This window comes from Amycolatopsis sp. NPDC058278, from assembly GCF_042881395.1.
GTDB lineage: Bacteria > Actinomycetota > Actinomycetes > Mycobacteriales > Pseudonocardiaceae > Amycolatopsis.
Map to the genome: position 1 here is coordinate 1 of NZ_JBHVXZ010000210.1, position 10,266 is coordinate 10,266.

The window sequence follows — 10,266 nt, forward strand, 5'->3', positions numbered from 1 at the left end:
TGTGTATAAGAGACAGGGTGAGGGTCCCTCGGTCGGCCGCGGTCGCGCGCTCGGCCGCGGCCGCCGTCGCCATCGGTTCGAGGGTGCGCCGGACCTCGGAGATGTGCGCGAGGTCGGAGATGTTGACGTCGGTGGCGAACGTCCCGCGCCGCGGGTAGGCGACGACCAGGCGTTCGGACTCCAGCCGCTTCAGCGCCTCGCGGATCGGCGTCCGGCCCATGCCGAGCGTGCTGCCGAGCTCCTCCTCGTTGAGCGGGGAGCCCGGCGGGATGTCCAGCATGACCAGGCGATCGCGGATGAAGCGGTACGCCTGTTCCGCCAGCGAAGGGGGATTGACCTGGGGGTGCACGCCGCTTAGCCTACATCGACGATTGATATATCAGAAGTCGACCACGAAGGGGTGCGGGATGACCGACCTGCCGGAGCACCCGGACTTCCTCTGGGACAACCCGGAGCCGAAGAAGGCCTACGACGTGGTCATCGTGGGCGGCGGCGGGCACGGCCTCGCGACCGCGTACTACCTGGCCAAACAGGGCATCACCGACGTCGCCGTGCTGGAGAAGGGCTGGCTCGCCGGCGGGAACATGGCCCGCAACACCACGATCATCCGCTCGAACTACCTCTGGGACGAGAGTTCCGGCATCTACGAGCACTCCCTCAAGCTGTGGGAAGGGCTCGAAGACGACCTCGGCTACCCGATCCTGTTCAGCCAGCGCGGGGTGCTCAACCTGGCGCACAGCCTCCAGGACGTCCGCGACAGCGTCCGCCGCGTGGAGGCCAACAAGCTCAACGGCATCGACGCCGAATGGGTGGATGCCGACGGCGTCAAGGAGATCTGCCCGATCGTCAACACCTCCCCGGACGTCCGCTACCCGGTGCTCGGCGCGACCTTCCAGCCGCGCGCGGGCATCGCGAAGCACGACTACGTGGCCTGGGGTTTCGCCCGCGCCGCGCACGAGCTGGGCGTCGACCTCATCCAGAACTGCGAGGTCATCGGGATATCCACAGTGGACGGACGGGTCGCCGGCGTCGAGACGTCCAGGGGCCGGATCGCCGCGGGCAAGGTGGCGCTGTGCGCGGCCGGGCACACCTCCGTGCTCGCGAAAATGGTCGGGCTGGACCTGCCGCTGACGTCGCACCCGCTGCAGGCGCTGGTGTCCGAGCTGCTGGAGCCGATCCACCCGACGGTCGTCATGTCGAACGCCGTGCACGTCTACGTTTCCCAGGCACACAAGGGCGAGCTCGTGATGGGTGCGGGCATCGACAGCTACAACGGCTACGGCCAGCGCGGCTCGTTCCACATCATCGAGCAGCAGATGGCGGCCGCGCTGGAGCTGTTCCCGGTGTTCGCGCGGGCGCACCTGCTGCGGACGTGGGCCGGGATCGTCGACACCAGCCCGGACGCCTCGCCGATCATCGGCCTCACGCCGGTGGAAAACCTGTTCCTCAACTGCGGCTGGGGCACCGGCGGCTTCAAGGCGACACCCGGTGTCGGGGACGTCTTCGCGGCGACCATCGCCCGCGGGAAGCCGCACGAGTACGCCGAACCCTTCGCCCTCGACCGGTTCACCACCGGTGCCCTCGTCGACGAGCACGGCGCCGCCGCCGTCGCGCATTAGGAGACTCGATGCAGCTGATCCCTTGCCCGTGGTGCGGGCCGCGCGAAGAGGCCGAGTTCCACTACGGCGGCCAAGCCCACGTCGCCTACCCGCCGGATCCCTCGGCGATGTCGGACGAGGAGTGGGCGAAGTTCGTGTTCTTCCGCGACAACCCGAGCGGGCCGTTGGCCGAGCGCTGGAGCCACTCCGCGGGCTGCCGCCGGTGGTTCAACGCCGTCCGCGACACCCGCACCCACGACCTTCTCGCGGTCTACCGCCTCGACGAGCCCAGGCCGGTGCTCTCATGACCCGGCTGTCCGGCGTCCCGCTCAAGTTCACCTTCGACGGCCGCGAGCTGACCGGTTTCCTCGGCGACACCCTGGCGTCCGCGTTGCTGGCCAACGGCATCCACCGGGTTGCGACCAGCATCAAGTACGGACGGCCGCGGGGCATCGTGGCCGCCGGCGTCGAGGACTCGAACGCCTTGGTGCAGATCGAAAAGCCGTTCCCGGAGCCGATGCTGAGCGCGACGACCGTCGAGCTGTACGACGGCCTGGAGGCCCGAGGCCTGCGCGGTCAGGGTCGGCTCGCCACCGAGCCGGACCCGGCGCGGTACGACGCCAAGCACGCCCACTGTGACGTCCTGGTCATCGGCGCCGGGCCTGCCGGGCGCGCCGCCGCTGCCTCGGCAGAAGGGCGAGTGCTCCTGGTCGATGATCAGCCCGGCGGCGAAGCTCCGGAGGGTGTCCGGTTCCTCTCGCGCACCACGGCGTTCGGCATCTACGACGACGGGTTCGTGCTCGCCCTGGAACGGCGAGGTGAACCCGCCGCGCCCGAGCGGATCTCGCGGCAGCGGGTCTGGCGGATCCGGGCGAAGCGGATCGTCATCGCGACCGGCGCCCACGAGCGGCCGATCGTGTTCCCGGACAACGACCGTCCGGGCATCATGCTCGCCGGTGCCGCGCGGACGTACCTGAACCGCTACGGCGTCCTCGCCGGACAGCGCGTGGTCGTGTTCACCACCAACGACTCCGCCTACGAGGCCGCCTCCGAACTCGCCGAGGCCGGGGCCGAGATCGTGCGGATCGTCGACGCCCGCCAGGGCTACGGCGTGATCGGCACCGATGGCGGCGCCGACGGGCACATCACCGCCGCGCACATCGCGAAACTCGGCGAGCTGCGGGGCGAGCGGGCCGGGTGCGACCTGCTGCTCGTGTCCGGCGGCTGGAACCCGGCCGTGCACCTGTTCAGCCAGGCCCGGGGCAAGCTCCGGTACGCCGCCGAGCTGGGCGCGTACGTCCCGGACGGCGACCTGCCGACGGTGAGCGTCGTGGGCGCGGCCGCGGGTGAGGGGCTGCCGGAGACGAAGGTGCTCTGGCAGGTGCCCGCGCCCGAGTCCGAAGTGGACACCCGGTTCGTGGACCAGCAGCGCGACGCGACCGTGTCGGACGTCCTGCGCGCCACCGGCGCCGGCCTGCGCTCGCTGGAGCACATCAAGCGCTACACGACCATCGGCACCGCGCACGACCAGGGCAAGACGTCCGGCATGCTCGCCGCGGGGATCACCGCCGAAGCCCTCGGTGTCGACTTGGCGACCCAGCGCCCGACGACGTTCCGGCCGCCGTACACGCCGGTCCCGTTCGCCGCACTCGCCGGGCGAAACCGTGGTGACCTGCACGATCCCGTGCGGGTCACGACGATCCACCCGTGGCACGTCGAGCACGGCGCCGAGTTCGAGAACGTCGGCCAGTGGAAGCGCCCGTGGTACTACCCGCGGCCCGGCGAGTCGATGCGCGACGCCGTCCGCCGCGAGTGCCGCGCGGCCCGCAACGACGTCGCCCTCATGGACGGCTCCACGCTGGGCAAGATCGACGTCCAGGGCCCGGACGCCGGCTGGTTCCTCGACATGCTCTACACGAACATGATGAGCAACCTGAAGGTCGGCCGGATCCGCTACGGCGTGATGTGCGGCGTCGACGGCATGGTGCTCGACGACGGCACGGTCATCCGCGTCGGCGAGGAGCGGTTCCTGGTCACCACGACCACCGGCAACGCGGCGAAGATCCTCGAGTGGATGGAGGAGTGGCTCCAGACGGAGTGGCCGCACCTGCGGGTCTTCGCGACGTCGGTCACCGAGCACTGGACCACGATCCCGCTGGTCGGACCGCGTTCGCGGGAAGTACTCGGCCGCCTGGCGCCGGACCTCGACGTCTCCAACGAGGCTTTCGGGTTCATGACCTGGCAGGACGCCGAGGTCGCCGGTATCCCGGCGCGGGTCTGCCGGATCAGCTTCTCCGGCGAACTGGCGTACGAGATCAACGTCCCGTCGTGGCACGGGCTCGCGCTCTGGCAGGCCACCGTGGACGAAGGAGCCACGCCGTACGGCACCGAGACCATGCACGTCCTGCGCGCCGAGAAGGGCTACCCGATCATCGGCCAGGACACCGACGGCACGGTCACCCCGCAGGACCTCGGCCTGTCCTGGGCCGTGTCGAAGAAGAAGGCCGACTTCATCGGCAAACGCAGCTTCGCCCGCGCCGAGAACAACCGGCCGGACCGCAAGCAATTCGTCGGCCTGCTGCCGGTCGACCCGTCGGTGCTGCTGGCGGAGGGTTCGCAGGTCATCGAATCCGAGGCGGTGCCGGAGCCGCCGGTGCGGATGCTCGGCCACGTCACCTCCAGCTACGACAGCGCCGCCCTCGGCCGGACCTTCGCGCTCGCTCTGGTGCGCTCGGGCCGTGAGCGGATCGGCGAAACGCTGTACGTGCCGGTCGGGGACCAGGTCGTGCCGGTGACCGTGACCGAATCCGTGCTCTTCGACAAGGAAGGAGCCCGCCGTGACGGTTGACGTGGTCGAAGAACCGTTCCGCACCCAGCTCACCGTCCGCCTCCGGGAGGGGCAGACCCTGCTCGGCGTCGACCTGCCCGGGCCGTGCACCTTCACCAGCGGCGACGGGGTCGACGTCCTCTGGATGGGTCCCGACGAGTACCTGGTGCTCGCCGGACCCGGCCGCCAGGCCGAGCTGGAAGCCGTGCTCCGGGACGAGGGCGCGGCGGCCGTCACCGACGTCTCGGCGCAGCGGAACGTCGTGCGGCTGACCGGGGCGCACGCGGCCGAGGTGCTGGCACACGGGTGCTCGATCGACCTGGAGATGTCACCGCCGGGTACTTGCGTGCAGACCTTGCTGGCGCGTACCGGGATCGTGTTGATGGTCCGGGAAGACGGCTTCACGATCCTCGTGCGGCAGTCTTTCTCGGGCTACTTCCACGCGTGGCTGGCCGACGCGAGCCGGGAGTACGTCTCGTGACCTTCACCCTGACGCTCAAGTGCCCGGAACGCTCGGGCATCGTGCACGCCGTCACGACGTTCCTGGTCGGGCAGGGCTGTGACATCGTCGAGCACCAGCAGTTCGACGACGACGTCCGCGGCTCGCTGTTCCTGCGCACGTCGTTCACCCGCACCGAACAGACCACAGTGGACGATCTGACCCGGGCGTTCGCCCCGGTCGCCGGTGACTTCGGCATGGAGTTCGGGTTCTCCGACGGGACGCCGCCGCGGATCCTGGTCATGGTGTCGAAGTTCGGGCACTGTCTCAACGACTTGCTCTTCCGGTGGCGGGCGGGTGGCCTCGGCGCCGAGATCGCCGTGGTCGTGTCGAACCACGAGGACCTGCGGCCGATGGCCGAGGCGGCCGGCGTGCCGTTCGTGCACGTCCCGGTCACGCCGGAGACCAAGCCGGAGGCCGAGCAGCGGCTCCTCGACCTCGTCGGCGAGTACGAAGCGGACCTGATCGTGCTCGCCCGGTACATGCAGGTGCTGTCCAACGAGCTGTGCCAGAAGCTCGAGGGCCGCGCGATCAACATCCACCACTCGTTCCTGCCCGGCTTCAAGGGTGCCAAGCCTTACCACCAGGCCTACGACCGCGGCGTCAAGTACGTCGGGGCGACCGCGCACTACGTCACCCCCGACCTCGACGAGGGCCCGATCATCGAGCAGGAGGTCCAGCGCGTCGACCACACGTACTCGCCGCGCGAGCTGGTGACCGTCGGCCGCGACGCCGAAGCCCTCGCCCTCTCGCGCGCGGTGCGTTGGCACTGCGAACGCCGCGTCCTGCTCAACGGCAACAGCACTGTTGTGTTCCGGTAGAAGGAGTTCCGCCATGAGTGCACCGAAGGTCGTGATCATCGGCGCCGGCATCGTCGGCGCGAACCTCGCCGACGAGCTGACCGTCCGCGGCTGGACCGACGTCACCGTGCTCGACCGGGGCCCGCTGCCGCGCACCGGCGGGTCCACTTCGCACGCGCCCGGCCTGGTGTTCCAGACCAACGCGGCCAAGGCGATGACGGACTTCGCGAAGTACACCGTCGAGAAGCTCAAGGCCTTGGACTGCTTCCTCCAGGTCGGTGGCATGGAGGTCGCGACGACCCCGGCGCGCTGGGAGGACCTCAAGCGCAAGCACGGCTGGGCGACGTCGTGGGGCGTCGAGGGGCAGCTCATCGACGCCGGCGAGTGCGTCCGGCGGTGGCCGCTCCTCGACGGTTCGCGGATATTCGGCGCGCTGCACGTCCCGACCGACGGGCTCGCGCGGGCCGCGAAGGCCGTCGAGCTGCTGATCTCCCGCGCCACCGAACGGGGCGCGCGGTTCGTCGGTGCGACCCGCGTGACCGACGTGCTCCAGAACGGCGGGCGCGTCACGGGCGTCCGGACCGACCAGGGCGACTTCCCGGCCGACGTGGTCGTCTCGTGCGCCGGGTTCTGGGGCCGCGAGATCGGCGCAATGGCGGGCATGGACGTGCCGCTGCTGCCGCTGGCCCACCAGTACGTCAAGACCGGGCAGGTCGCGGAACTCGCCGGGCGCAACAGCGCTGATGCGTTCTCGGCGGGAAAGAGTGCCTCGAACGGTGAGGAGGTCGAGGCGAGCCTGCCGATCCTCCGCCACCAGGACCAGGACCTGTACTTCCGCGAGCACGTCGACCGGCTCGGCATCGGCTCCTACGCCCACCGCCCGATGCCGGTCGAGGAGTCCACTTTGGATCCGGCGGTGACCGAGACCGCCATGCCCTCCATGTTGCCCTTCACGGAGGACGACTTCGCGCCTTCTTGGGAACAGAGTCAGCTGCTGCTCCCGGCGTTGCGCCAGACGAAGGTCGAAGAGGGCTTCAACGGCATCTTCTCCTTCACCCCGGACGGCCAGTCGCTGGTCGGCGAGTCGGCCGACGTCCGCGGCTTCTGGCTGGCCGAGGCGATCTGGGTGACGCACTCCGCGGGCATCGCGAAGGCGGTCGCCGAACTGCTCGTCGACGGGCATTCCGAAGTGGACACCCACGACATCGACGTCCACCGCTTCGAGGACGTCCAGCTCGCGCCTTCGTACGTGAGCGAGACGGCGCAGCAGAACTTCGTCGAGGTCTACGACATCCTGCACCCGTTGCAGCCCAAGCTTTCCCCGCGAGACCTGCGCGTGACGCCGTTCCACGCGCGGCAGCGCGAGCTGGGCGCGGTGTTCCTGGAGGCGGGCGGCTGGGAGCGGCCGCACTGGTTCGAGGCCAACGCGCCGCTGCTGAAGAAGCTCCCGCACGACGCGCTGCCGCCGGCGCGGGACGCGTGGTCGGCGCAGTTCCACTCGCCGATCGCGGCCGCCGAGGCGTGGCAGACGCGCAACGGCGTCGCGCTTTACGACATGACACCGTTGAAGCGCGTGGAGATCAGCGGACCGGGGGCGCTGGCGTTCCTGCAGTCGCTGACCACCAACCAGCTGGACAAGTCGGTCGGCTCGGTGACGTACACGCTGATGCTCGACAACGCCGGCGGCATCCGCAGCGACGTCACCGTGGCGCGGCTCGAACCGGAGCTGTTCCAGGTCGGGATCAACGGCAACATCGACGTCGACCACTTCACCAAGCACGCGCCTCCCGGGGTGCAGGTCCGGGACATCACCGGCGGGACGTGCTGCATCGGCGTCTGGGGTCCGTTGGCGCGGGACTTGGTACAGCCGCTGTCGCGTGAGGACTTCTCGCACCAGGGTCTCAAGTACTTCCGGGCCCGGCGCGCGCGGATCGCCGGGGTGCCGGTGGTCGCGATGCGACTGTCCTATGTGGGCGAACTCGGCTGGGAGATCTACACCGGCGCGGACAACGGCCTGCGGCTGTGGGACGCGCTGTGGGCGGCCGGGCAACCTCTCGGCGTCATCGCGGCGGGGCGGGCGGCGTTCAACAGCCTGCGGCTCGAAAAGGGCTACCGGCTGTGGGGCACCGACATGACCACCGAACACGACCCGTACGAGGCCGGCGTCGACTTCGCGGTGCGTCCGGCGAAGGGGGAGTTCCTGGGGCGGGACGCGCTCGAGGGCCGGACGCCGTCGCGGCGGCTGCGGTGCCTGACGATCGACGACGGCCGCACGGTCTTGCTGGGCAAGGAACCGGTGTTCGTCGACGGCGTGGCCGCGGGCTACGTCACGAGTGCGGCGTACGGGTACACCGTCGGCCGGCCGATCGCCTACGCGTGGCTCCCGGCGTCGGCGGACATCGGCAGCGGCGTGGAGATCGAGTACTTCGGCCGCCGGGTCGCGGCCACCGTGGCCGCCGAGCCACTGGTCGACCCCGGCATGGAACGGATCCGGCGGTGAGGCATGCGTGACCAGATCTTGAGCGACTACCTGAGGGCCCTCGCGTCCGAGGGTTCCCCCGGCGGGGGCGCGACGGCGGCGCTGCACGTCGCCCAGGCCGCGGCCCTGGTCGGGAAGGTGTCGGCCGACGGGCGCGAAGCCGGTGCGCTGAGCATGCACGCGTTGCGCCTGGCCGAGAAGGAGGCCCACGCGGCGGCCGTCCTCACCCGGGCGCACCGGCTGCCGCCGGGCGAGGCGCGGGAGTCCGCGGTGGTCGAAGCACGCCGTCACGCGTGCGAACGGGCGGCGGAGGTGATCGCCGCCGCGGCGGCGGTGCTGGACCTGGCGGAGCGGGTGCCGCCAGGTCGCCGGGTGGGCACCGACCTGGCGGCCGTGGCGGAGGCGGCACGAGCGGCGGCGGTGACCGCCGGGCTGAGCGTCGAGGTCCACTCCGGCGTGCCCGTCCCGCCCGAGGTGGCCGCGGTGCGCGAGCGGGCGGACCGCCTGACGGCGACGATCCGGAAGGCGGTGGTCCCGGCGTAACACCGGTCACGTCGGGCCGCACGCGGCTCTCGAGGTGGGTAATCCACAGCAAGTCCACGGAAGCGCACCAGGAAATTCTCAGGAACGGGGCGTTTCCTGGTACGGGCCGGAGGCTTGTCGAGAGCTGGAGCTGTGCATGAGCGAGTACGACCGAGGACCGCGGGACGGCGGCGAGTACCCGTACGGCTACGGCCAGGGCGGCGGCTACTCGCCGGACTACTACGGCCGGAACGGGTATCCGCAGGAGCAGGGCCACCAGCCGTACGACCAGCAGGAGCAGAGCTACCAGCCGTACGACCAGCCCCGTGACCAGTGGGGACGCCCGTACCAGCCCTACACGCAACCGATCTACGCCTACCCGCAGCCCGCCTACCAGCCGCCGCCGCGCCGGCGGCATCCGCTGCGCGCGCTGACGGTCGCGATCGTCGCCATCGCGCTGGCCGTGGTCGCCGGGCTCGGGATCGGGCACCTGATCTCCGGGACGCCCACCGCGGGCGGCAACCAGAACTTCGGCTTCTCCGGGCAGCCCACCGCGGCCAAGACCGTGCTCGACGTCGACGCCGTGTCGGCCAAGGTCAACCCGGCCATCGTAAACATCAACACCGAGCTCGGCCTGCAGGGCGCGGCGGCGGCGGGCACCGGCATCGTGCTCACCGCCGACGGCGAGGTGCTGACCAACAACCACGTCGTCGCGGGCGCGACCAGCATCAAGGTCACCAGCATCGGCACCGGCGACACCTACCAGGCGGACGTCGTCGGCTACGACCGCACCGAGGACGTCGCGGTCCTGCAGCTGCGGGGCGCGTCCGGGCTGCCCACCGCGTCGATCGGCGACTCGTCCACGGTGCAGGTCGGCGACCAGATCCTCGGGCTGGGCAACGCCGGCGGTCGGGGCGGCGACCCGGTGCCCGCACCGGGCACGGTGACGGCGCTCGACCAGTCGATCACCGCCTCGGACGAGTCCAGCGGGTCCTCCGAGCAGCTCACCGGGCTGATCCAGGTCCGGGCGAACATCGAGTCGGGTGACTCCGGTGGCCCGCTCGTCAACGCGGACGCCCAGGTCATCGGGGTCGACACCGCCGCGTCCACCGGCTACCAGCTGAACGGGCGCCGCAGCGGCGGTGCCGGCCAGGGGTTCGCCATCCCGATCAACCAGGCCGTCGACATCGCCCACAAGATCGTCGCCGGGCAGGCCACCGCCAAGATCCACATCGGCAAGACCGCGTTCATCGGGGTCTCGGTGTCGGACGGCCAAGGCGGCGCGAAGGTCCGCGAGGTCGTCCAGCGCGGGCCGGCGCAGAAGGCGGGCCTCGCGGCCGGGGACGTGATCACGGCCATCGACGGCAAGCCGACCGCCTCGGCGACGGCGTTGACGAACGTGATGGACACCCACCACCCGGGCGACCAGCTGACGCTGACGGTGGCCGGCGCCACCGGCGGTCAGCGGCAGATCCAGGTCAAGGCCATCGAAGGGCCGGTGGGCTGCCTGCGGCCGTGACGCGGGAACCACGGTGGTGGTT

The 10,266-nt window shown here is 70.7% G+C and carries 9 protein-coding genes; 8 read left to right on the forward strand and 1 reads right to left on the reverse strand.

All coding sequences use genetic code 11. The features are described from left to right. The coding region (locus ACFVYA_RS48180) for a GntR family transcriptional regulator (RefSeq protein WP_387055156.1) at positions 1-349 on the reverse strand (349 nt) is incomplete at its 3' end. A gap of 58 nt (positions 350-407) precedes the next feature. Here ACFVYA_RS48180 and ACFVYA_RS48185 point away from each other — a divergent pair. The 8 genes from ACFVYA_RS48185 (at position 408) to ACFVYA_RS48220 (ending at position 10,244) form a co-directional block, all read left to right on the forward strand. Further along, positions 408-1,619: a sarcosine oxidase subunit beta family protein gene (locus tag ACFVYA_RS48185; protein ID WP_387055158.1), complete on the forward strand. Its 1,212-nt coding sequence runs from the start codon at positions 408-410 to the stop codon at positions 1,617-1,619. Positions 1,620-1,627: 8 nt separating this feature from the next. Beyond that, positions 1,628-1,906, forward strand: coding sequence for a sarcosine oxidase subunit delta (locus tag ACFVYA_RS48190; protein ID WP_387055160.1), 279 nt, complete (start codon positions 1,628-1,630; stop codon positions 1,904-1,906). After that, on the forward strand, positions 1,903-4,446 hold the full coding sequence (locus ACFVYA_RS48195; protein WP_387055162.1) for a 2Fe-2S iron-sulfur cluster-binding protein: 2,544 nt from the start codon (positions 1,903-1,905) through the stop codon (positions 4,444-4,446). The genes ACFVYA_RS48190 and ACFVYA_RS48195 overlap by 4 nt, the downstream gene beginning before the upstream one ends. Further along, entirely contained in the window at positions 4,436-4,906 is a 471-nt protein-coding gene (locus ACFVYA_RS48200; protein WP_387055164.1) for a sarcosine oxidase subunit gamma, read from the forward strand. Before ACFVYA_RS48195 ends, ACFVYA_RS48200 begins: the two co-directional genes overlap by 11 nt. Then, on the forward strand, positions 4,903-5,745 hold the full coding sequence (gene purU / locus ACFVYA_RS48205) for a formyltetrahydrofolate deformylase (protein WP_387055166.1): 843 nt from the start codon (positions 4,903-4,905) through the stop codon (positions 5,743-5,745). Before ACFVYA_RS48200 ends, purU begins: the two co-directional genes overlap by 4 nt. Positions 5,746-5,758: 13 nt before the next feature. Beyond that, positions 5,759-8,224: an FAD-dependent oxidoreductase gene (locus tag ACFVYA_RS48210; protein WP_387055168.1), complete on the forward strand. Its 2,466-nt coding sequence runs from the start codon at positions 5,759-5,761 to the stop codon at positions 8,222-8,224. Positions 8,225-8,227: 3 nt separating this feature from the next. After that, complete coding sequence (locus tag ACFVYA_RS48215) at positions 8,228-8,746, forward strand: formimidoyltetrahydrofolate cyclodeaminase (protein ID WP_387055170.1); 519 nt, start codon at positions 8,228-8,230, stop codon at positions 8,744-8,746. A gap of 136 nt (positions 8,747-8,882) precedes the next feature. Then, positions 8,883-10,244, forward strand: a complete 1,362-nt coding sequence (locus ACFVYA_RS48220) for a S1C family serine protease (protein WP_387055172.1) — start codon at positions 8,883-8,885, stop codon at positions 10,242-10,244. Positions 10,245-10,266: the final 22 nt, after the last annotated feature.